The organism is Lysinibacillus sp. K60 (genome assembly GCF_019731275.1).
GTDB classification, from domain to species: Bacteria; Bacillota; Bacilli; order Bacillales_A; family Planococcaceae; genus Lysinibacillus; species Lysinibacillus capsici.
The window spans coordinates 465,551-488,753 of record NZ_JAASJR010000003.1 but is presented as its reverse complement, the minus strand read 5'-3'; the positions used below and the strand labels follow the sequence as shown (position 1 = coordinate 488,753).

Genomic DNA, 23,203 nt, shown 5'->3' with positions numbered 1-23,203 from the left:
ATATGGAATCGATAACAAAAAAACGCACAGCTGCATTTTTAATCGATACAGCTGTTTCAACAGCTGTCACGTTTGGGGTTGAATACTTCCTACGAAAAAAAGTAAAAAATGAGGCTGTTCATGCACTCGTTACGCCAACTGTGGTATTGTGGGCGCTAGAATATGCACAACTCCGTAAAAACGGACAAACGATTGGCTACAAAGCAATGGGATTGACACTCGAAAATGAAGATGGTCGTCCATTATCAGAAGGTCAAATTATTAAACGCATGGCTTATCGAGACACTATCAGTACGTTCGATTATCTAAAAGATCGCCACGCCTTCGAGCAGCAGCAGGGTCAACGTCTTCCTCATGATAGCTTTGCAGGTACGGTTGTAAAGGAAAAATAAATGAAAGCTGCCTTATCGTTTGGGCAGCTTCCTTTAATTGGAGCATTTTGCTAAAGTGTGAATCTCCCTGATCGCCTGAACCATTACAGAAAGTAGCATGGAAATATACTTCAATATAAGCCTCTCTAGAGAAGTACGCTAATCTTTGGAAATAAATTGCTGTATATCATTCGATAAAATCGCGTTTTCTGACGGAAACCAAAAATAAGTAGTACCATCAAATTGTATGCCATATTGAAAAGCAATGGCATCGTCTGTATAAAGGAGTACATCATAACGCTTCGTATCTCCATTCGGCTCAAAGGATGGGGCTAGTTTACTGTTGGTTAAAATCTCCTTTATAGCTTCCATGTCAGACTGGTCTGTATAGCTAGCCGTTTTCCGATTGCCTTCTTCCATAGATGAGTAAAATTCTATTTTCTTCACTTCTTCTAATGGAACCTGATCAAAATTCTGTCGCAGCGGAGCTTCATCTCTTATCATATAAATTCGATAGCCATTAATGACCGACTGATCCTCTACCGCAATAGCATCTTCAAGACCCTTTATCGCATAAAGCTTTGTCCCCTTCTCACGGAAGGCTGCATCGCCATCCTTAAAGCGATAGGAGGTTCTTTTTACATGATCAGCCACTTTAAAATCAACTTCCCCTATTTCCTTTTCAATGAATGAACGATCGGCTAACGCGACTTCATAAACAGCTTCATATTGCTTACCATCCCATTTAATTAAATCAACCCATTCGATGATGGCTTGACTACCGCAAGCAGTCAGTAACAACAAACACATGATACAAAGGCATATCCATTTCTTCAACAACATCCCCCCTTTAAGCAGTAGACCCAAGCAACGATTAAAAAGTTACAAAGTATAACGCTAAGTCTGGCATGTTCTATAATCGGGTGAATTTCGTCTGCTACCAGTATTTCTTCATTAAAATATGGGGGATGCCACAATCCATAAATTCTTCACCTTCACGCTGATAGCCTAATTTTTCATAAAAGCCTTCTGCATAGGACTGAGCATTTAATTTTGCTTTTGTTAGCCCTTTATCTCGAGCAATCTGCTCTAGGCCCACAATAACTTCCTTACCAAGGCCATATTTGCGGTATTCTTCTAATATACAAATACGCTCCAATTTGCCATAGTCCTCTACAACTCGAAGTCTACCTGTTCCAACCGGTTGCTCATTGTAATACACCAAAATATGATCGCATGGAGCATCTAGTGCATCAAATTCATCATATTCTTCTTCCTCAGGGACTTGCTGCTCCTCAATAAAAACGCTACGTCTAAAATCAAACGCTGTTTGTAATTCTGCTTCCGTTGTTACTTTTTTTATAGTCATTACTATTCCTCCTAGTTTCTCCTGAATCATCTTCTCTAGGTGCAATTTCACTTTGAAGATGATAGTATTAGTATAGAATGATTTTTATTGCAATTACAACAAAAATCTCAGGAGGATCGAACATGAAAGAAATCTTACGTGAAATAGGTGCCATTGCACGGGCATTAGACTCGATAAGCAATATTGAATTCAAGGAATTGGATTTGACGAAGGGGCAATATTTATATGTCATCCGTATTTGTGAACATCCAGGTATTATTCAAGAGAAAGTCGCAGAGCTATTGAAGGTAGACCGTACAACGGCTTCACGAGCTATTCAAAAATTGGAGACCAAAGGCTTTATTGAAAAACGAATTGAACAAGGTAATAAGAAAAATAAATTACTTTTTCCTACAGCTAAAAGCATGGACATCTATCCTTTTTTAAAACGGGAGGGCGAATATTCCAATGCTCGTGCGCTTGAGGGGTTTTCTAATGAGGAGATTAACTGCATTCACAGTCTTCTAACACGTGTGTTGCATAACATCGAAATTGACTGGGAAGAGGTGAAGAAAGGGCATAAACGACAGTATTAAAGGCGATTCCTCGTGTTTTTCGCACATTTGGAATCGCCTTAGGCTAGACATTGGCTGCAAATACTCGTTTTAATACAGCAACCATAAACTCAAAGTCCTCATCTGTACAGCACAGCGGTGGACTTAACGTAATGATATTATTGAAGCCTTCAACTGTATCACCATTTCTTCCAATAATTAAGCCATTTGCTTGACAATCAGCTATGATTTTCGCGATTAGCTCAGGCTTGGCAGGTGTTTGAGATTGTTTATCTTCGACCAGCTCAATGCCGATGAGTAACCCAAGCCCACGAATATCGCCAACGAAAGGCAGCTCTAATAGGTCTTGCAAATCATGTAGGAATTGAATACCCAAATCTCTTGCTCGCTGCACAAGTCCTTCCTCTTCCATGATTTTTATATTTTCTATGGCCACTGCACAAGCTGCTGGATTGCCCCCAAACGTATTGATATGGCGAAAATGACTATAGCCGTCCGTCTCTTTAAATTTTTCATAAATGTCTTTCCGTATAGCTGTAATGGATAGTGGTAGGTAGGCACTCGTTAATCCTTTCGCCATGGTAATGACATCTGGTCGAATATCAAAATGCTGATGACCAAATAGCTTACCTGTCCGTCCGAAGCCACATATGACTTCATCCATGATGAGTAATACCCCATGCTTTCTACAAATGCGCTCGACTTCTTTGACATATGTAGGATGTGGAATAAGCACTCCACCACCCGTGATGAGTGGCTCCATAATGACAGCCGCAATGGTTTCTTTTTGCTCCCAAATAATCTTTTCTTCCATTTCTCGGGCAAGTGCTAGGCTGTATGCCTCAATTGATTGCCCTTTTGGACGACGATAGTGATCAGGTGGAGCAACATGTAAGAAGCCTGGTGTCAGCGGCTCGTACTTAAATTTACGTAAAGCCTGACCTGTAGCTGCTAATGCCCCAAGTGAACTGCCATGATAGCCCCGATAACGAGCAATGATTTTGTAGCGGTTCCCTTCCCCATTTTGTTGATGGTATTGACGTATTAACTTAAACGCTACTTCATTCGCATCTGAGCCACTATTGGAATAAAACATCATATAGTCATCATCAAGTAAGCTGTTAATTTTTTCAGCGAGCCTGATGGCAGGTTCATGGCTTTGTGTTAAAGGAGCATAGCAAAGCTTTTTTAGCTGCTCATACGCAACTCTGGCAAGACGCTCACGCCCATACCCTACATTCACTGCCCATAAGCCTGACATACCATCTAAAAAGCGATTGCCTAAACTATCAGTAATCCATGCCCCTTCTCCCTGTTCAATAATGGGAGGTGCTTTGTCATTATAGATAGACATGTGATGCCAAATGTGTTCATGATCTTTTTGCTGTAAAGTATGTGTAATCTGATCGTTTCGCTCCATATCATGACCTCCAATCGTGTATCATCGGTGTCTTTTTGTCTATCACCATTTTCCCTATTAAGCTAGATAATATTGAAATTTTCTGATTTCTCTAACATAATGAAATAGACATTGTACATTCGAAGGGCAGGTGCTAATTGATGTCGAAACATCCTCTACTCGTACGTGATGTCCTCAAGCGCAAGCATTTTGAATCGGCGAAGCTTATTGCAGGGCAGCATGGTCTTGATCGCCAAGTATTGTGGACACATATATTAGAAATTAAAGATTTTGAAACATTAATCAATGGTGGTGAATTAATATTAACCACGGGTGTCGGTTTACAGCTAGAACGAGAAACACAAATCGCCTACTTACAAAACCTTATTCGTAATGAGGCAGCTGGTCTTTGTATAGAAATTGGCGATTATTTTGACCATGTTCCCGTAGAATTGATTGCCATGGCAAATGCCCATCATTTCCCTATCATCATCTTTGAAGAAATTGTACGATTTATCGATATTACGCAAGATTTGCACACGTACATAATTAATCAACACCAGCAGGCACTTACACAGCTAGATACACTATCCAAAACCTTTATGGAATTATCATTAATGCCAAATGGTATTTTGAAAATATTACAAGTGCTCCATCAAGATACAAATGCTCCCTTTCTATTTGTTTCAGAAGATACAAAAAGCTTTTATTATCCTATGGAGGCTAAAAAATACTTACGTGTCATGGAGGAGCATTGTCAGCAGTTAGAACTACAAGAGCCCTTGCATCTTCTATCCTTGGGAAAAGACCATTTTGTCATTATTCCTGTTAATGGGCTTGGACAAGTGTGGGGCTATTTATGTATGCATTCTGAACTGCCAAAGCAGAGTGATTACACCTTGTTAAATCTTGAACGAGCAACTATGTCGATTGCCCATATTTTAATGCGTAACCGCATGCTTCAGGAGCGACAACAAAGCCGTGAAGATGAATTCATACTAGCCTTAATTCAAGGTCAGCCAGTAGATATTCAATACTATCAAAGCTATTTACCAATCGAAAGTCGTAATTTATTTTACCGAGTCGTTGTGTTCAATCTCCATGATGAAGCCAATACTGTGCCTGAAGAAGAATGGCAGGAAATCCAGCTACAAAATGCCATGTATGTTCGTTCGATCCTGAAAAAGCTTGGATTTTTCCCTACTGTTTCAGTAAGACAGCACGAGATAATTATTTTAGCCTTTTTCATTGCTGCAGATTATATGAAAGACAATCGCGACGCTTTTGATCAAGCGATTTCACAAATTATTGCAAGAAAAGCAGCACAATTTTTTGAGCAACTTACCCTTAGCTGTGGTATTAGCAATGTCTATCAATCGATCGAAAGTGTTCATCTGGGCTATAAGGAAGCCAAATCAGCCATCCAAATGCAGCATCATCAATTAACGAGCTCCATCTATTATAAAGATTTAGGTGTTTATCGATTGTTATTACAGCAAGATCAAACAGACCTCCTACAATTTGTAAAAGATTATTTACAGGAAATTTTAGTATTAGATCAAAAAAGTAGCCATGATTTATTTCAAACATTGGCTGTCTATCTGACCTGTAATGGGGCTAAAAATGATACAGCAGAACAGCTGTTTATTGTCCGTCAAACACTTTACAAACGAATAGAACGATTAGAAAGTATACTAGGTGCTGATTTTTTACAAGCTCCTCACCGCCTCAATATTGAGATGGCTGTTAAGGCATATGAACTGTTGCAAAAGACAGCACCTGATCTATTACGATTTTGAACGCGGATCCATAAAATCTCGTAAAGCATTACTGAGCATATATAAGCCTAGAACAAGAATCGTAATGGCTCCCCCAGGGGCATACGTATACCAAGGGGCACCGATTAAATAGGCTTGTGAATCTTTTAACATTCTGCCCCAGCTAGGGTTTGGTGGCTGTACGCCAAGCCCTAAATAGCTCAGTGCTGCCTCGGCTAACATTGCTGTCGCAAAAGTCACGGTTGCTGCAACAATAATTTGCGACGAAATGTTTGGCAAAATATGACGGAACATGATGCTATAAGGCTTAACACCAATTAACTTCGCTGCCAGCACATATTCCGAGTCACGTTGTTGCACAAAGCCACTGCGGGCAATCCTCGCAATAGCAGGTATCGCGATAATTCCAAGTGCTATCGCTGTATTCGTTATTCCTGGGCCGAATACCGCTACAAGCATTAATGCTAAGATGATTCCTGGAAAGGCCATTAAAGCGTCCATCGTGCGCATAAATATTTCATCGACCCAGCCACCAACATAGCCTGCAATCCCGCCTATGAGAATACCAAATACCGTTCCGATCGCAACCGTTAATAGACCCACGGCAAAGGCTGTTTGTGTCCCCTTCATAATGCGACTAAAAATATCTCGCCCAAATTCATCTGTTCCAAACATATAGGCACCACCTGGACCACGCAATTTTTCAGGTATATTCATCGCGTTGACATCATGGGGTGTATAAAAAAAGCTAACAATCATGACGAGCAGAAAGCCAACAATGACGAGGAGACCAATGACTAAATTGATTTTTTTAGTATAGCGCTGTAATTGTTTCATGGTAGTCACCTCTTAACGTAATCGAATTCTCGGGTCCAACACAGAATATAAAACATCGACGATAAAATTAATCATGACAACAGCTACTGTAATATACATAACGATCCCTTGTACGAGTGGGAAATCGCGATTACTGATAGCCGTAATCAATAACTGACCGATCCCTGGCAATGAAAACACCTGCTCCACAATAATCGTCCCTGCTACAACTTCTGCCATAATCAACCCAAAAACCGTCAATATCGGAATCATGGAATTTTTCAATACATGCTTATACATTACATTTTGTTCAGACATCCCTTTACTGCGAATCGTGCGGACATAATCGAGCTGGACCTGCTCCAAAATGGCTGTACGAACATAACGAAAATTCACCGCAATTTGTGGAATCGCAATGGTTAAAGCTGGAAGTATTAGCGTACTGAGCGCCCCTGCTATACTTTGTGTCCAAGGTATATAGCCACTAATTTTAAAGAAGCTGAACTGTAAGCCAATGTAAAGAATAAGCATCATCCCTAGCCAAAAGGAAGGCACTGCCATACCGATTTGGGTTACTGTCGATAATGACACATCACTTAATTTATTTTGTCTTCTTGCTGCAAACATCCCTAAAGGTAAAGAGATGATTAAGACAATGATAAGGGTGAGTCCTGCTAATGACATGGTGACAGGAAGTCGATCAAATAATAGTTCTTTTACTGGCATGGAAAATCGAATGGAATTCCCTAATTGCCCTGTCAATAAGCCCTTCATCCAATCCACATATTGTTCATAAAGAGGACGATCCAAGCCAAGCTCAGATCGTAAATTTTCAATTTGAGTGGGATCCGCCTCTGTCCCTAGCATTGTGCGAACTGGATCACCAGGTAAAATTTGAAAAACACCAAATGTAATAATGGATACTAGAAGGATGGTTGTTATTAACAGGATGATTCGACGTAGGATATACATCATAAGCACTCATCCCTTTCTAGTTTGAAAACTTGACCTCTGACATATCGTGGAACCAGAATGGATAGCTCTTGAGCCCCGTCACCTGTTTGTCAGATCCCCAAACAATTTGATAATCCGCAATGTATACTGCTGTCGCCTGCTCAGCTAATATTTCCTGTGCACGATGATAGTACTCTATTTGCTTGGCTTGGTCGGTTTCCTTTAAAACATCAGCCATAATTTTGTCGTATTCTTCATTTTTAAATAAGAAGAAGTTTTCACTATCATTTGTAGAAATGTAATCATTCAACACTTCAAAAGCAGATGCACGACCCGTTAAATCAATCGTTGTCATTGCATAGTCACGACCAAAGTAAACGCGATCTAGCCAAATTCCCCATTCCACTACTTCAATTTCTACATCAATTCCGATCTCTTGTAGATTAGCTACGACAATTTGTGCAATATTTGAGTAAATATCATTGTGTGAAGAGACGGTAATTTTAGTTTTAAAGCCATCAGGATAGCCCGCTTCCGCTAATAGCGCCTTCGCTTTTTCCACATCTCGCTCATACATGCTTTCTAAACCCTTCTTTTGGAAATCACCCATCGCTGGACTCATATTAGAGCCAAGTGGCACAGCATAGCCTGCAAACACGGAGTCAATAATATCGGCTTTACTAATGGCGTAATTGATTGCTTGACGAACCTTCACATTATCAAATGGTGCCTTTGTTTCGTTAAATGTAACAATAAGAGAAGAGTTATTATTTTGGTGTGATAAACTATAGCTTCCCTCTACCTCGCTCACACGGTGCCAAGGAACACTCGTTAAATCTACTTCGTTTGCCATCAAGCTCATAATGGCTGCCTGATCATCTGATTGGAAGGCAAAGGTTACTTTATTCAAATAAGGCAATCCTTCTTGCCAGTACTGTTCATTTTTCTTAAGTTCTAAATTTGTACCTGGTGCATATTTCACAAAGGCAAATGGACCTGTACCAATTGGATTTTCATTATGCTTCCCATCATTGCTCTTTGGAATAATAGCTGATTGTCTCCCTGTTAAGGAATACAAGAAATTTGAATTTGGCTCTTTTAGCTTGATCACAAATGTACTTGCATCAGGCGCCTCTGTAGATGCTACGTTATCAAAGCTATTGGACATTTTTTCCCCACCATTTTTCCCCATTAAACGGTCAAAGGAATATTGAATATCCTCCATCGTTAAATCATCACCATTATGAAACTTCACACCTTGGCGAATTTTAAACGTATAGGTTAAGCCATCCTCAGAGATTTCATAGCTTTCAGCAAGTCCCTCTTTTAAGGAGCCATCTGTTTCAGGAGCCATTAGCCCTTCAAAGATATTTAGAATCATTTGATACGAAATGGATGCTGTCGCCTTATGTGGATCTAAAAAATCTGGATCATCATTCACACGTACAACAATTTCCTGTGGAACATCTGTTGCCGTTTGACCATCTGTAGTACCTGAAGTAGTCGTAGTTTTCTCTCCATCACTTGAACACGCTGCCATAACGATTGCCACTAACAGTGTTAGTAGTATCAATCCGCTTTTTTTCCATTGCATGGCTGTTCCCCCTTTTTTTAAGTGCTTGTCTTTTGAATGCTTGTATAACTCTCAACATCCGCCAATCGTTCAGCGGCTTTAATGCCAGCCAGAATCGCTTCCTCCATCACCTTTGTCGCTAGCTGGCCTAAATAATCAAGTGCATAGGATTGATCCCCTGTACCAAGCACAAAAATCGTATCGCCATCCAGCATCGTATGAACAGGATAAATCGTGCGTGCTAAGGCATTTTGCGTAAGCTGCGCAATCTTTTTAGCCTCCGCCTTCGTTAGCTTGGCATTCATTGCCACAACACCAATGGTTGTATTAGTACCCGCTAAAGCCTCTGATTGTGCATGTTGCTCTAAATAGGCACAGCAATCCACCCATTGACCAGAATGTGTATCTCTTGCTCCAGCTAAAATTTGCCTCGTTGTGGGGTCCTTGACATCTCCAACTGCATTGACAGCCACGATAGCACCTACTACAAGACCATCTTTCCCCGCATAGGAAGCACTACCAAGCCCACCCTTCATTGCAAATGCTGGACCAGCTAATTTGCCTACAGTTGCTCCGTAGCCTGCGCCTACATTGCCGTTTGGAAATGAACCGACTTGTGCCGCTTGTGCCGCTTCATAGCCCATAAGTGCAGTAGGTCGTGCATGTGGATCACCGATAAACAAGTCAAAGAGTACAGCTCCTGGTACAATCGGTATTTTCGCTACTCCTGCATCTACCCCAATCCCTTGCTCCTCTAAAAATTGCATGACGCCTGTAGCAGCATCTAACCCAAAAGCACTACCCCCAGCTAAACAAATGGCATGGACTCGGTCAATTTCATTGATGGGATCTAACGCATCTGTTTCACGAGTACCTGGTGCAGAACCCCGAACATCCACTCCACACACCGCTCCGTTTTCCACTAATAGCGCCGTACAGCCTGTGATGCCCTCTTTATTCTCGCGATGTCCTACCTTAACACCTGGCACATCCGTTATATTGCCAAACATCCTTCACACCTCACTTGTTAAATAATTGTAATTTTCTGATTTTTTATCATATAAAAAACAGGCTACTCGTTGATGATCATTTTCATCGTGAAGCTTCGGTCTCTCCTGATGGCATCTTTCCATCACATACGGGCAACGTGTATGAAAGACACAGCCAACAGGTGGATTCATCGGACTTGGTAACTCACCCTGTAAAAGTATTTCTTGCTTAGGCTCATCAAAATTCACAACTGGTATTGCAGATAGTAATGCTTGTGTATAGGGATGCAACGGATTGGCATATAGCTCCTTCTTTGTCCCAATCTCCACTACTCTGCCTAAATACAGCACTGCCACACGGTCACTAATATGCTTCACAACGCTTAAATCATGTGAGATAAATAAATAGGTTAATTGAAATTCATCCTGTAAATCCATCATGAGATTGAGCACTTGTGATTGCACCGACACATCCAGTGCTGAAACGGGCTCATCGGCAATAATGAATTCTGGATGAATCGCTAATGCCCGTGCAATCCCAATACGCTGCCGCTGCCCACCAGAAAATTCATGTGGAAACTTATGCATGGCATCCTCAGGTAGCCCTACCTTTTGTAATAGTTCCTTCACACGCTCTTTGCGTTGCTCCTTCGTCAAGGTTAATTGCAGCTTCATCGGTTCTTCGATAATAGAGCCGATTCGCATCCGTGGGTTGAGGGAGGCAAAGGGATCCTGAAAAATCATTTGCATTTGATTACGATAACTTTGCAGCTTATTCCCCTTTAAATGCTGGATGGGCTGTCCTTTATACAACACTTCCCCTGCTGTTGGTTCAACGAGCTTCAAAATTGTTCGCCCAAAGGTGGATTTTCCTGAGCCTGATTCGCCAACAATACCAAGCGTTTCCCCTCTATAAATCTCAATCGAAATATCATCCACCGCTTTAATGACCTTTTTCTCTTCCTTCATCGACTTACGTTTCACAGGAAAGTAGGCTTTTAAATGATTAATTTCCAGCAAAACTTCTTTCTCCGTCATGAGCCAGCTCTCCTTTCTCCGTGAATAAATGACAGCGTACCTTATGTGCCTCTTGAATGTGATGAACAGCAGGTTGCTCCTGATGACAATGTGCCAGCGCATGGGGACAACGTGGCGCAAAGCGACAGCCGTCAGGTAATGCATACGCAGGTGGCACTGTACCAGGAATCGATGGTAGCCTTTTGACATCTGTTTCAAGGCTTGGCATCGTCTTTAAAAGCGCTGTTGTATAAGGATGCTGTGGATTTAAAAAGAGCTCTCTTACTGGGGCTTCCTCGACAATCTGTCCCGCATACATCACCATAACGCGGTCAGCTGTCTCTGCAACAACGCTCATATCATGGGTAATGAATAAAATGGCTGATCGATGCTCTTCCTTCATTTTTAGCATCAGCTTTAAAATCTGTGCCTGAACCGTGACATCAAGTGCCGTAGTTGGCTCATCCGCAATCAATAGCTGCGGATTATTCGACATCGCAATGGCAATCATGACTCGTTGTCGCATCCCACCTGAGAGTTGGTGAGGATATTCGGCGATGACCTTTTCTGCATTCGCAATCCCGACTTCTTTTAAAAGCTGTAGCGCTTTATTCCATGCCTCTTTTTTCGATACCTTTTGGTGTCTTCGTATGCCTTCAATCATTTGATTGCCAATCGTAAAAACGGGATCTAAAGAGGTCATGGGCTCTTGAAAAATCATACTAATTTCATTGCCTCGTATACGGCTCATTTCTTTATTTTTATAGGTAAGTAGATTTTTACCGTTTAAAGTGATAGAACCTGACGCAATTTCTCCTGGAGGTATAGGCAGCAACCGCATAATGGCTAAGGATGTAATACTTTTGCCACTTCCCGATTCACCAACCAGTGCAACGGTTTCTCCTTTATGAATAGTAAAATTCACATCCTCCACAACTTTTGCCTCTTTGCCATTTTTTAAATGGAATTTAATTGATAAGTGATTGACCTCTAAAAGCACATCTTTTTCTTTTGGCTGTTCCATATGCGTCCCTCCATCTCAGTGTTGATTAGGTGGTGCATAGCGTATAGCGATATTTTTCATTTGCGTATAGTTTCGCAGTGCAACAAAGCCCTTCTCTCGACCAATTCCGCTTTTTTTATAGCCGCCAAATGGCATTTGAATGCCTCCAGCAGCCCCATAATTATTGACAAATACTTGTCCCGCCTGCACACGACTTGCCACATAATGAGCCGTATCGATATTTTGTGACCAAATGCCCGCCACTAGGCCATAGTCCGTACTATTGGCTAATGCGATGGCCTCCTCTACAGTGGAAAATGTCAAGACGGTTAACACTGGACCGAAAATTTCCTCCTGGGCTAATGGATCATTTGGATCAACACCATCAAGTATAGTTGGCTGAACATAAAAGCCATTCTCATAGCCTGCCAATGTCAATGGTTCCCCACCCGTCACAACATAGCCATCTACCTTTGCTTGCTGTAATAATGCAGTGATTTTTGTATATTGTTGTTCATTCAGTAACGGTCCCATCTCCATATCTGCTTCACCTGGTCCTACTTGGATCGCTTGGAACCTTTGCGCTAATCGGGAAATGAAGGACTCTTTTATTCGTTCCTCAATGAGTAAACGTGCCCCTGCTGAACAAGTTTGACCAGCATTTTGAATAATCGCACGTACAACTCCCTCTAATGCCTGCTCCATGTTAGCATCCGCAAAAACAATATTAGGAGATTTACCACCAAGCTCTAATGTCACAGGTACAACATTTTCTGCAGCCGCCTTCATCACGGCAATTCCTGTCGGAACAGAACCTGTAAACGTAATATGATTAATATCGGGATGTGAAGTTAAATAAGGACCAACTTCTCGTCCCAAGCCCGTAATATGCTGGAAAATCCCTTTCGGCAACTTATCGACGAACCATTGTGTAATGGCATGCGTTGTTAGCGGTGTATCCTCCGCACTTTTCACAATGACTGCATTACCAGTTGCTATAGCGGCTGCTACACTTCTTGCCGTAATTTGAATCGGATAATTCCATGGCACAATATGTACCGTAATGCCCACTGGCTCTAGCACTACTGCATTTAAAAGCCCATCCTCAATCGGAATGGTATCTCCCATCACCTTATCCGCTGCACCACCATAAAATTCAAAATAGCGTGCCGCTGCTTCAATATCTGCTCTTGCCTGTGATAAGGGCTTTCCTACATCCCGACATTCTAGTAAACTCCATTCCTCTGCATGCTTACGAATATAATGAGCAAATTCGATCAATAGCTGCCCACGTTCATAGGCTTTCCATTGACGCCAGTCCTCTCGTTCAAAGGCTACACGAGCTGCACGTACTGCCTCTTCTACATGTTCTTTACTCGCGTTGCTAATTTGTGCAATCACTTCACCTGTTGAGGGATTCTTAACATCGAGGTATGTCTGAGCATCACCGTGAACCCACTCACCATCTATCAACATAGGAATTTTTTTCATTGTACCCCTCCTATAATCCACGGCCACCATCTACATGTAATGTCGTTCCTGTGACCATGCTTGCTGCATCTGAGAGTAAATAACTAACAGCTCCTGCTATATCTGCTGGCTTCACTAATCGTCCTAATGGCACAGATTGCACAAAGACACTTTGCTTCGTCTGCTCTACGTCTGCACCTTGTGCGGCAAATTGACCAAGCATTTGTGTGTCGGCTGGTCCTGGATGAATCGTATTAACCCGAATTTGACTAGATGCTAGTTCAATTGCTAGTCCTCTCGTAAAGCTCTCTGCTGCACCCTTCGATGCAATATAAGCCTGTAAGCCCGGCCTTGGTCGCACTGCTGAAATCGAGGCAATTGTAATAATAGAACCCCTTTGCTGTTTTTTCATAAAAGGGACAACTGCCTTTGTCGTGATAAATAAACTTTTCACATTAACATCCATTAAACGATTCCATTCATCCATTGTGACCTCTTCAATCGGCGTAGCTGACTGGGCAATTCCCAGTGCATTAACAAGACCATCTATTCTGCCATACTTATCAAAAACCTGCTGGCAGATGTCTTGCACACGTTCCTCCTGTAACACATTGACCTCAAAGCATTGAAGGGCATCCTGTGTAATATCTGATAAGGCATCTATGGATAGATCAAGTCCAATAACTCGATTGCCCTGCTTTAATTGCTCGTGAATAATAGCCTTTCCCATACCGCCTCCTGCACCAGTAACCACAATCACCTTTTGCTCAACTGCCATGCTAAACACCTCCTGCTGTTAAAGTTCTATTAATAATTTCCTGACAAATCGCATCGCCCATTTGTGCTGTTGTCGCTTGTCCACCAATATCTGCTGTTTTCACAACGCCTTCTTGCAGCACAGCTGTAATAGCTTTAACAATGAGCTGTTCTAAATCTGGTCTGCCTTGATGGCCAAGCAGTAAGGCAAGCGACCAAATTTGAGCAATTGGATTGGCAATGCCCTTGCCTGCAATATCTGGTGCTGAGCCATGAACAGGCTCAAACATCGATGGAAAATCCTTTTCTGGATTCAGGTTGGCTGATGGAGACAGGCCAAGTCCTCCGACAATGGCAGAGCCTAAATCAGATAAAATATCGCCAAACAAATTGGACGCCACCACCACCTCAAAATCCTGTGGTCGTTCTACGAAATAAGCAACGAGTGCATCAATATAAATGGATTCGAGCTGTAGTGCTGGTGAACTTTGAGCCACCGTTTTGCTTGTATGCTCGTCCCAGAATTTCATTGAATGAATAATGGCATTTGATTTTGTCGCACTTGTTATTTTGGTTTTACCGTGTTGCTTCGCATAATCACAGGCAGCATGGACAATTTTTTCAATCCCCATTCGTGTCATGATGGTATTTTGAATCGTCATTTCCTGCGGCTGCTGTTGGTACAGTCGACCACCACTATCCGAATATTCACCCTCTGCATTTTCACGGAAGATCACAAAGTCAATTTCTTTGCCGTTAGCCAACGGAGACGCGATCCCTGGCAGTGATTTAATAGGACGGAAATTCACATATTGCTGGAACTGTTTCCGAATCGGCATAATCAATTCCCAAACGGTCACATCATCGGGCACACGAGCATCGCCAATAGCTCCAAATAAAATCGCATCATATGTTTGAAGTGTTGTCAGTGCATCATTAGGCATCATACAGCCATGCTGCACGTAGTAATCGGAGCTCCAAGGAAAGATGGTTGTTTCAATTTGTAAGGAGCTATGTTGTTCTTGCAAACAATTTAAAACTTTTAACGCTTCCTGCATAACCTCTTTTCCTATGCCATCTCCTGGTATTACTGCTATTTTGATCGCCGTCATTGTGCATCACCCGCCAAAAATTTTAATGCTGCTAAACGGTAAATTGCCGTTGTTTCTGCCAATTCTTCAATATCCACATACTCATTGATTTGATGAGGGATTTCTCGATCTCCTGCACCAACTGTTACAATTGGAATACCATGCACATGAAGAAACGTGCCATCTGTCGCGCCTGGAACACCGTTATATTTTGGTTCCTTTTCTGTTACCTCTGCCACAGCCTCATATATAGCCTGTACAACGGGGTCTTCCTTCGCTGTTGCTGTTGCAGGTCGGTTATCAAGAACCGTCAGTTCAGCTTTGAAATCAGGGTCATCTGCTTGTAATCGTTTAATAATCGCTTCAATCTTACTCAGCAGTTCATCATGATCCTGCGCAGGCACCGTGCGAATATCGAGTGTTGTCATACAATGATCCGGAATGACATTGATTTGTGCATCGCCTTTTACAGGCGCACGTAAAATCGTAGGTGTAATAGATGGCCAATTCAGCATTGGATCACGCCCTAATCGTGCTTGCTCCTCTTTTTCCAGCTTTTCAAGCTCTACGATGAAACGTGCCATACGCCAGTTAGGATTGATGCCACTCCACGAAATCGCACCATGCGCCATTTTACCGAAAATATCTACCTGTAAACGAATAGCCCCACGTTGTGCAATACACACATTATTTTCCTGTGGCTCACAGATAATCGCACCATCCACACCATCAGCCCAGCCATTTTTAATAAAATGTTTAATGCCCAGCATAAGCCCTTCTTCATCACAAGGAATACATAAAATAATTTTGCCCGTAAACGCCTCTTGATCTAGTAGCAATGACTGACAAGCTGTAATCATACAAGCAAGATTCCCTTTTGTATCATTCGTTCCCCTGCCATACATACGCCCATCAATGATTTCTGCACCAAATGGATCGTAGGCCCAAGCCTCTCGGTTGCCCTCTGTCACCACATCTGTATGTCCTTCGAAAAGTAATGTTTTCCCAGGCTTACCCGAATCAATAATGCCAATGACATTCGGTCGCCCCGGCACAACCTCCTCGATATGCGTCTCGATCCCAATATCTCGTAAATACGCCGCTACAAAAGTTGCCACCTCTTGCTCATTGCCCTTCGGATCGTTCTCACGGTAAACGCTTTCAATGCGCACGAGCTTCTGTGTTAGGGCAATGACCGTCTCACGATCTCGCACATACGATTCTGTTGTCTTTAAACTAGTTACTGTCATGCAAAGGACCTCCTATTTTTAAAGAATATTCTGAATTTATGTTATTTTAACATTGTCCTTTCTCTATGAAACTAGACAATATGTTAATGATTCAAAGAGCGCCTTTAACTTTTTGTTTAGCAATAAATCACTAGAAAATAACATTTTTTTCTGTTTTACGCGGTTTTTCGATCAATCCAACGAATGAAAGAGAGTATTGATTTTGATTTTGACGTGGTTAGAGATTTTTAGTTTGGAAGAGAGCAACACTTTTTTTGAGCGGGATTTCTTTAATTTGGAGAAAGAGTTTTTGGTACTTTGGAGCGGCTTTCTCTCCTTTGAGAGCGGATTCTCACTTCTTTGGAGCGGTTTCATCTCTTTTTAGAGCAGGTTCTCACTTCTTTGGAGCGGCTTCATCTCTTTTTAGAGCGGGTTCTCACTTCTTTGGAGCGGCTTCATCTCTTTTTAGAGCGGATTCTCACTTCTTTGGAGCGGTTCACCCTTTTTAAGAGCGGGTTCCCACTTCATTGGAGTGGTTCGCTCACTTCTTGGAGAGGACCTTCACTATTCAGATGCAACCTCACCCTCTTATTAGAGCAAACTCCAGCATTACAAAACAAAAAAACCAGCATTTGCTGGTTTTTCCTGATTATTGTTGACGGGATTCGGTCATTTGCTTCCAAACCGAGCCTTTTGCTTCCTCACCTTGTTCGATACGGGCAATGGCCATTTTCACTTGTAGCTTCACTTCGAATTCTTTGTCATCTTCGGCAGCCTTCAATGCTGTTAAGGATTGTTCTGTGCCGACCTCATATAAATACATGGCTGCGCGCCAGCGAACCAATTTGTTTTTGTCCTGTAAGGCTTGCAGCATGGCTTCTTCAAATTCTACAAAGCCCAGGTCACTCATGCAGTCACCTGCTGTTCGACGTACTGCTGCACTTTTATCTTGGAGGGCTCTTTCTAAATAAGGGACAACTGCCACATCCTCAATCATGCCTAAGTACACCGTCGCTAGTCGACGGATAGACATTTGTTCATCCTGTAAAGCTAAATCTAATAGCGGTAGATCGTCTAGCTCAGGATCAGCCATTTGATCGAGCAGTTGGAAGCGTTTCTCCCATTCGGGTTGCTTGAACTGCTCTACTGTCACTTTGAGCTTGTCCGTTTTCACAGCCGCTTTTTCACCATCATTATTGATAGCTGTGACAATTTCCGCTAAACGTTCTGCAGAATAAGTGACATCAATTTCCTGTTTGACTGTTTCAGCAATTTCCTCCAGCTCACCGTAGCGAACCCCATAATCAATCCACTTACGTTGGAAAATATAGTTTTCATCTACTGCCGACTCAATAATTTGATTAAAAGCATCGACAAAACGGTCTCCGCAGCTTATACGATATTCACGTTGGTTATCAAAAACTTTTACTTGTAAAGGCACCTGCTTGTAAAACTGTACATGGACATAAACCTCTCCATAAAATTCATTGGCCACAACCGTTTCTTCTTGTGTTTGGACATCTTCCCCTAACACTTGTCGAATACTTGCTAGGATACCTTCCCATGCATATTTGGCATTACGCTCAACAGCAAAGAAATCGGCTACATGGTAAACGCCCTTTACTCCTTCAATCGCTAAAAAAGCAGCCGCCTCGCCTGATGCTTCGTCTTTATTATCCTTTGTAAAATTATAGCTCTTCCCGAATGGTAGCTCTGTATCAACAACAATCTTCATAGAATTGGGACTTGGCGTCGGTTCAATGGTAATAATCTTCATGTCTATCGCTCCTTATCCGTTCACTATTTCATCTAAATACGACCATCTTTCAATAAGATGCTCATATTGTGCATTTAGCTCATCCAACTTAGCTGTTAATTCCTGTAGCTTGGTAAAATCTGAGCCTGCATTGGCGATTCCTTCTTCGGTCTCCATAATAGCCGTTTCTGTTTTCTCTATATCATCTGCAATCGTTTCCCATTCTTTTTGCTCTTTAAACGATAGCTTTTTTTTGTCTGATTTTGGCTTTTCTGATTTGGCCTTTTCCACTTTTGGCGTTTCTACTTTGACAGTCGCTGCCTGCTCACGTTTCTCCAGATACTCACTGTATAGATCCAGTGTTTCCTCAACTTGTCCCTGACCATCTAGTATCCATAGCTTTTTCGCAATACGGTCGAGGAAGAAACGATCATGGGAAATTGTGATAACCACGCCTGGGAAATGCTCGATGAAATCCTCTAGCACACCTAATGTTTCAATATCTAAATCATTCGTTGGCTCATCAAGTAATAACACGTTTGGTTGCTCCATCAATAAACGTAATAAATGAAGACGCTTGCGCTCACCGCCCGATAATTTTCCAATTGGTGTACCATGAGCATGCAGCGGGAATAAAAAGCGCTCCAGCATTTGAGCTGCTGAGTAACGGACGCCCTCTGCATCTGTAATATCATTTGAAGCCTCACGTATATATTCAATCATGCGCTCATTTTCATTCATTTTCGGCAATGTTTGCTTAAAATGTGCCAACTTCACTGTTGACCCAACAAGAATTTCACCTTGATCGGGTGTCAGCTCTCCTGCTAGCATGTTCAATAAAGTTGATTTTCCTACACCGTTCGCGCCGATAATACCAATTCGATCACCTTGCTGTAGTAAAAATGAGAAATTTTCAAGGATTTTTTGCTGTCCAAAGGCTTTCGAAATATTCTCAGCCTCCAGCACTTTACGACCAAGTCGTGTTGTCGCAAGTCCCATATCCAAGGAAACATCTTCTGATTTGCGCTCTAGGTTTTCTTCTAGCTTTTCAAAGCGTTGAATACGAGCTTTTTGCTTGGTTGAACGCGCCTTCGCACCACGACGAATCCATTTTAATTCTGACCGATAACGATTGCGATCCTTCTGTGCAGAAGCAGCTTGCATCTCCTCACGAATAGCTCGAGCCTCTAAATAATCACCGTAATTCCCTGTATGACGATACAAGGTTTGATTCGCTAACTCGTAAATATGTGTTGATAATTCATCTAAGAAATAACGATCATGGGTGATGAAAATCACTGCACCCTTTAATCGTAAGACCATCTCTTGAAGCCATTCGGTAGACTGTACATCTAAATGGTTTGTGGGCTCATCTAATAAGTAAAGATCCGCTGGTTCAATTAACACCTTCGCTAATGCAACACGTTTTTGCTGACCGCCTGATAGCGTTAGTACCTCTTTTTCAAAAGTTTCAATCCCAAGCTTTGTTAAAGCCGTCTTCGCAAGGGCATTGACATCCCATGCCTGCTCTTCATCCATGCGCTGTTGCAGACTAAATAACGTCTTTTGTAAACTTTCGGATGTTGGGTTACTTGCTAGAGCAGCAACCGTTTCCTCATATTGACGATTCAGCTGTAAAATGGGCGAATCGCCTGAAAAGACAGCTTGTAAAACCGTTTCGCCTGCCTGAAATGTAGGCTCCTGAGGTAAATAAGCGACACGGTATTTATTCGGACGATCTACTGTCATCGAATCCGCTTCCATGTCCCCAGCTAAAATGGATAATAGAGTTGATTTTCCCGTTCCATTTATACCGATTAAGCCTGCCCGCTCTCCCTCATAAATGGTAAATTCAATATTTTGAAAAAGCGTTTTATCGCCCACTGTTTTGGTTAAATTTTGTACAATTAAATGACTCATTCCACTATTCCATCTCTTTCATGTTAGGTATTGTTCATGCCCACACGATTTTTATGTAGACGATTATTGATATCCACTACTCATCATAACATCAAACCGCAGGTAAACAAAGAACAACAAACTAGCAACGAACTGATGGCATGTCCTGTAAATAAGATTCCATAAGCTGACAAAGCTTGATGATTCCTTGTGTTAAGTCGTGCGGTTCAGGATAAGAATAACTAATTCTCAGATGGTGATATTGTGGCTCTCCTGGATAACAAGCTGAGCTTGGTAAAAAGGTAATTTGGGCTTGTTGGGCCTTCCATAACAGCTCATCCGTATTGCCATTACTAGGTAAAGACACCCAAATATTAAGCCCACCTTTTGGTTCGATCCACCTAACGCCCTTTGGTGCATACTTATTCAACAATGCAATCGTCTGATCCCTTCTTATCTCAAGCGCAATGCGCAGTTTTTCTAAATGGGCATGCATTCGGTCTGAACGTAAAAATGGAATCAGTGCCTTTTGTGTTAATAAGGGGTTACCTGAATCGGTACTGGATTTGGCAGATAAAAGTCGTTGATGAACAGTACCTTTTGAAAGGATAGCACCGATTCTACAGCTTGGGGCTAACGTCTTACTAAAGCCCTTTAAATAAATAACATGACCACTTGTATCTAAAGCTTTCAGAGGTGGTGGTGGGGGGTTATTGTCAAAATAGATTTCATTCCATGAATCGTCCTCTACAATAAGAAAGCCATATTGTTGGGCAAGATCCAGTAATTCTCTCCTTCTCGCTGCACTTAAAACTGTGCCTGTAGGATTGTGAAAGGTTGGATTTGTATAGATAAGCTTTGGTTGTTTGCTTAGGCAGAGTGTCGCTAGAAGGGTTGTCTGCATCCCTTCCTCGTCTACTGGTATGGGAATAATGTGGGCCCCACGATTTCTAAAGACATCGATTGCTGCTGTATATGTAGGGGCTTCGGTAATGACAATATCTCCAGGTCCAATAAATGTTTTAGCCACTATATCTATACCTTGTTGTACACCGTTTGTGACAATAATTTCTTGTGGTGTTGTAGTAATATTACTATATGCTTGGACATAGTCTTGGATTGCCTTTCGTACATCTTCATCCCCCTGTACCGTTCCATAACGAGCCACAATCTGAGGATCTGCCTGTAATATGGCCACAATTTCATTCACCAAGTAAACAGAGGGTAATAACCCAGGATGGATGGTAGCACTGGAGAATTTGATCGCATATTCCATTCTTTTATTTAACATAGATTGTGAACGTTGAATGTAATCAGGAATGGTTAGTTGCCAATTATAATCACTACCGCCCTCATTTGTGCTTCTTTGTTTTTTGTTTCGAACAAACGCCCCCTTGCCATGTATCACTTCAATATAACCATTTCTTTCTAATAAGGCATATGCCTTACTGACCGTGACAGGGCTCACTTGATTTTCTTTTGAAAAGCTCCGAATAGAAGGTAATTGGCTCCCTTCCTGTAAAAATTCTGACCTTATTTTTTCTGCAAGGATAGTTGAAATCTGATTAATTAAAGATTGATCAGACTGACGATTCAGCTTTATTTCCATTGGACCCCCAACTGTTATAGTCTTCATTTGACTGTTATATATATCACTATATAGTGTAGAGACAGAAATAGCTAAGTTAATATGAAGGGAAATGATGACACATGATGAACATGAAGCAAGATCAGGAAAAAATAAAAACGCTTTTAATGGATGTAGTTGACCATGCAGCCAATTTTTTTACTAATCTGGAGCATAGAGCTGTAACGAACCATTCCCCTAGCCTTCCTGCTTCGACACTTCCAGAAGTGGGTGAGGGTGCTCAGGCAACACTTCAATATTTTACAAAGCAATTTGCTGAAGGCTTAAATAGTAGTGTAGGCTCAAGATACTTGGGTTTTGTCACAGGTGGGTCTACCCCTGCTTCAATTGTTGGAGATTGGTTAGTAAGTGTTTACGATCAAAATTTATCCCATTCTAAGGGCTCTATTGCTGGTTCACTGGAACTTGCGACAATTGACATGCTAAAGGAGCTATTACTATTAAGCGATGATTATCGAGGAACATTTGTCAGTGGGGCTACGATGGCTAATTTTGTAGGACTTGCTCAAGCAAGGGAATGGATTGCACAATACTATGGAAAAAACACTGCGCTGGATGGTCTATATGGTATCCCTCCAATAAAGATTGTTAGCGGAACGCCCCACTCAAGTATTATCAAAGCAACTTCTATGCTTGGCATGGGGAGAAATTCCATTCATACTATCCTATGCCTAGAGCAGCGAGAAGCAATTGACATCATAAAATTACAGCAGTTTCTTGAAGAAAATCCACATGAACCGTGTATAGTTGTAGCAAATGCAGGAACTGTCAATACCGTTGACTTTGATGATTTACAAGCAATTGGCGAGCTAAAAAAGCGATACCCTTTCTGGCTTCATATCGATGCGGCTTTTGGTGGCTTTGCAGCCTGTTCACCAAAGTATCGTCACTTTGTTGAGGGCATGAATTATGCAGATTCTATCACAATTGACGCACATAAATGGCTGAACGTCCCTTATGATGCCGCTATGCAATTTACCCGTCATCAATCATTGCAAGCAACCGTTTTTCAAAATAATGCAGCCTATCTTGGTAGTTCCCTTGAAAATCCAGATTTCTGTGATCTTACACCTGAAAATTCACGTCGTTTTCGTGCGCTGCCTGCTTGGTTTTCTTTACAGGCCTATGGTAAATTGGGCTACCAACAATTAATAGAAGAAAATGTATTACTCGCACAACAGCTTGGTCAAAAAATAGATGATAGTCCCTACTTTACATTGCTAGCACCTGTTCGACTGAATATCGTGTGCTTTGCGGTCAATCATGAGGCACTAACAGCTGAAATGAACCAACAATTTTTAACAACTTTAAATCAACAAGGCCAAGTATACATGACGCCAACTGTCTACAAAGGTATGCCAGCTATTCGTGCGGCTTTCAGTAATTGGCGCACTTCCCAAGCAGACCTGACAATCATTTGGGAAGCATTAACAACAGCGATATCCTCTTTTTTTAATGAATCCATCTAAGAATGGAGTAACACTTGTTGCTCCTCCAATCTATTTGATAGTCACTACAAAACTAAATCACT

The 23,203-nt window shown here is 41.7% G+C and carries 20 protein-coding genes; 4 read left to right on the top strand and 16 right to left on the bottom strand.

The features are described 5' to 3' along the window. The first annotated feature begins 2 nt into the window (after positions 1–2). Positions 3–392 (top strand): RDD family protein, encoded by a 390-nt coding sequence (locus HCH28_RS09710; RefSeq protein ID WP_221680765.1) that lies wholly within the window; start codon positions 3–5, stop codon positions 390–392. A 138-nt stretch (positions 393–530) separates the two neighbouring features. On the opposite strand, the gene HCH28_RS09705 is transcribed toward HCH28_RS09710, so the two are convergent. Together HCH28_RS09705 and HCH28_RS09700 are read right to left on the bottom strand one after the other, a co-directional pair. Further along, a complete protein-coding gene (locus HCH28_RS09705; RefSeq protein ID WP_255601016.1) occupies positions 531–1,214 on the bottom strand; it encodes a hypothetical protein in 684 nt (227 codons plus the stop codon). Between the two features lie 94 nt (positions 1,215–1,308). Then, positions 1,309–1,740: a GNAT family N-acetyltransferase gene (locus tag HCH28_RS09700; RefSeq protein ID WP_066037722.1), complete on the bottom strand. Its 432-nt coding sequence runs from the start codon at positions 1,738–1,740 to the stop codon at positions 1,309–1,311. A 122-nt stretch (positions 1,741–1,862) separates the two neighbouring features. On the opposite strand from HCH28_RS09700, the gene HCH28_RS09695 reads away from it, so the two are divergent. Then, a complete protein-coding gene (locus HCH28_RS09695; protein ID WP_004229576.1) occupies positions 1,863–2,315 on the top strand; it encodes a MarR family winged helix-turn-helix transcriptional regulator in 453 nt (150 codons plus the stop codon). A gap of 43 nt (positions 2,316–2,358) precedes the next feature. Here HCH28_RS09695 and HCH28_RS09690 read toward each other — a convergent pair whose 3' ends face one another. Beyond that, a complete protein-coding gene (locus tag HCH28_RS09690) occupies positions 2,359–3,714 on the bottom strand; it encodes an aspartate aminotransferase family protein (RefSeq protein WP_221680763.1) in 1,356 nt (451 codons plus the stop codon). Between the two features lie 140 nt (positions 3,715–3,854). Between HCH28_RS09690 and HCH28_RS09685 the strand changes: the two genes are divergently transcribed. Then, a complete protein-coding gene (locus HCH28_RS09685; RefSeq protein ID WP_221680762.1) occupies positions 3,855–5,492 on the top strand; it encodes a PucR family transcriptional regulator in 1,638 nt (545 codons plus the stop codon). Here HCH28_RS09685 and HCH28_RS09680 read toward each other — a convergent pair. The 13 genes from HCH28_RS09680 to pdxR all read right to left on the bottom strand — a co-directional run bounded on the left by HCH28_RS09680 (position 5,481) and on the right by pdxR (position 21,633). Next, positions 5,481–6,308 (bottom strand): ABC transporter permease, encoded by an 828-nt coding sequence (locus tag HCH28_RS09680; RefSeq protein ID WP_221680761.1) that lies wholly within the window; start codon positions 6,306–6,308, stop codon positions 5,481–5,483. The genes HCH28_RS09685 and HCH28_RS09680 overlap by 12 nt on opposite strands. Positions 6,309–6,320: 12 nt before the next feature. Continuing rightward, positions 6,321–7,262: an ABC transporter permease gene (locus HCH28_RS09675; protein ID WP_221680760.1), complete on the bottom strand. Its 942-nt coding sequence runs from the start codon at positions 7,260–7,262 to the stop codon at positions 6,321–6,323. A 16-nt stretch (positions 7,263–7,278) separates the two neighbouring features. Further along, positions 7,279–8,835 (bottom strand): ABC transporter substrate-binding protein, encoded by a 1,557-nt coding sequence (locus tag HCH28_RS09670; protein ID WP_221680759.1) that lies wholly within the window; start codon positions 8,833–8,835, stop codon positions 7,279–7,281. Positions 8,836–8,852: 17 nt separating this feature from the next. Further along, positions 8,853–9,824 carry a P1 family peptidase gene (locus tag HCH28_RS09665; protein ID WP_221680758.1) on the bottom strand — a complete coding sequence of 324 codons (972 nt, stop codon included), beginning with the start codon at positions 9,822–9,824 and terminating at the stop codon, positions 8,853–8,855. Positions 9,825–9,827: 3 nt separating this feature from the next. After that, entirely contained in the window at positions 9,828–10,841 is a 1,014-nt protein-coding gene (locus HCH28_RS09660; protein ID WP_221680757.1) for an ABC transporter ATP-binding protein, read from the bottom strand. Next, positions 10,810–11,844: an ABC transporter ATP-binding protein gene (locus HCH28_RS09655; RefSeq protein ID WP_221680756.1), complete on the bottom strand. Its 1,035-nt coding sequence runs from the start codon at positions 11,842–11,844 to the stop codon at positions 10,810–10,812. Before HCH28_RS09655 ends, HCH28_RS09660 begins: the two co-directional genes overlap by 32 nt. Before the next feature lie 15 nt (positions 11,845–11,859). Further along, positions 11,860–13,314: an aldehyde dehydrogenase family protein gene (locus tag HCH28_RS09650; RefSeq protein WP_221680755.1), complete on the bottom strand. Its 1,455-nt coding sequence runs from the start codon at positions 13,312–13,314 to the stop codon at positions 11,860–11,862. 10 nt (positions 13,315–13,324) lie between these two features. Beyond that, the gene (locus HCH28_RS09645) at positions 13,325–14,071 is read right to left on the bottom strand and encodes an SDR family NAD(P)-dependent oxidoreductase (protein ID WP_221680754.1); all 747 of its coding nucleotides are present in this window, start codon (positions 14,069–14,071) and stop codon (positions 13,325–13,327) included. A gap of 1 nt (position 14,072) precedes the next feature. Continuing rightward, positions 14,073–15,161 carry a tartrate dehydrogenase gene (locus tag HCH28_RS09640; RefSeq protein WP_221680753.1) on the bottom strand — a complete coding sequence of 363 codons (1,089 nt, stop codon included), beginning with the start codon at positions 15,159–15,161 and terminating at the stop codon, positions 14,073–14,075. Then, positions 15,158–16,390 (bottom strand): M20 family metallopeptidase, encoded by a 1,233-nt coding sequence (locus HCH28_RS09635; protein ID WP_221680752.1) that lies wholly within the window; start codon positions 16,388–16,390, stop codon positions 15,158–15,160. The genes HCH28_RS09640 and HCH28_RS09635 overlap by 4 nt, the downstream gene beginning before the upstream one ends. 628 nt (positions 16,391–17,018) lie before the next feature. Next, the gene (locus HCH28_RS09630) at positions 17,019–18,146 is read right to left on the bottom strand and encodes a conserved virulence factor C family protein (protein WP_221680751.1); all 1,128 of its coding nucleotides are present in this window, start codon (positions 18,144–18,146) and stop codon (positions 17,019–17,021) included. 12 nt (positions 18,147–18,158) lie between these two features. Beyond that, complete coding sequence (locus HCH28_RS09625) at positions 18,159–20,045, bottom strand: ABC-F family ATP-binding cassette domain-containing protein (RefSeq protein ID WP_221680750.1); 1,887 nt, start codon at positions 20,043–20,045, stop codon at positions 18,159–18,161. Between the two features lie 121 nt (positions 20,046–20,166). Beyond that, positions 20,167–21,633 (bottom strand): MocR-like pyridoxine biosynthesis transcription factor PdxR, encoded by a 1,467-nt coding sequence (gene pdxR, locus HCH28_RS09620; protein ID WP_221680749.1) that lies wholly within the window; start codon positions 21,631–21,633, stop codon positions 20,167–20,169. Between the two features lie 101 nt (positions 21,634–21,734). Here pdxR and HCH28_RS09615 point away from each other — a divergent pair, with 101 nt between their 5' ends. After that, a complete protein-coding gene (locus HCH28_RS09615; RefSeq protein ID WP_221680748.1) occupies positions 21,735–23,141 on the top strand; it encodes a pyridoxal phosphate-dependent decarboxylase family protein in 1,407 nt (468 codons plus the stop codon). Positions 23,142–23,203 lie beyond the last annotated feature (62 nt).